The organism is Methylococcus sp. S1M, from assembly GCF_051295855.1.
GTDB classification, from domain to species: domain Bacteria; phylum Pseudomonadota; class Gammaproteobacteria; order Methylococcales; family Methylococcaceae; genus Methylococcus; species Methylococcus capsulatus.
Genome location: NZ_JBPDXO010000034.1, coordinates 1 through 717 on the forward strand (window position 1 = coordinate 1; position 717 = coordinate 717).

Sequence of the window (717 nt, forward strand, 5' to 3'; positions counted from 1 at the left end):
TGTAAGGTGGCGCGCGATTTGGCATAGTTTTGCGCGCGATTTGGCATAGCCCTAACCGCAGTTCCTGATGATCAACTCCCCGGATAGCGCTCTGTCTTTGCCAACGGAGTAGCGGATGCCGGTGCGCCCCAGGGGCAGCCCTTCGAATGCCGACCGCATTTCGGGGATATCGTTCACCGAGATGACCATCGTGCCCTGGATCGTCCGGGCGAGCTCAGCCATCCGTCGGTAGTTCTCCAGCCCGAACTCCACTCCGTAACCTTCCGTGCCCCAATAGGGCGGGTCGAGATAGAACAGCGTGTACTGCCGGTCGTAGCGGCGGATGCATTCCTCCCATGGCAGATGCTCAATGGTGGTCCGAGACAGCCGCAGGTGCGCTGCCGACAGCTCCTCCTCGAGCCGCAGCAGGTTGAGCCGGGGCGCCGACGTGGTCGACGTGCCGAAGGTCCTGGACTCCACCTTGCCGCCGAACGCCAGCTTCTGCAGGTAGAAGAACCGGGCGGCCCGCTGAATGTCGGTCAGCGTCTCCTCCGGCGTCGCCTTCATCCATTGATAGATCTGCCGGGAGGTGAGCGCCCATTTGAACTGACGGACGAACTCCTCGATGTGGTGCTGCACCACCCGGTACAGGTTGACCAGCTCGCCGTTGATGTCGTTGATGACCTCGCACTTGGCCGGCTCCTCGAGGAAGTACAACGCGGCCGCGCCGCAGAACGG

General features: G+C 62.6%; 1 protein-coding gene. It reads right to left on the minus strand.

Annotation, left to right across the window (positions count from 1 at the left end):
* Positions 1-51: 51 nt before the first annotated feature.
* On the minus strand, positions 52-717 hold a 666-nt coding region (locus ACSHWJ_RS15955), incomplete at its 5' end, for a DNA adenine methylase (protein ID WP_432540105.1).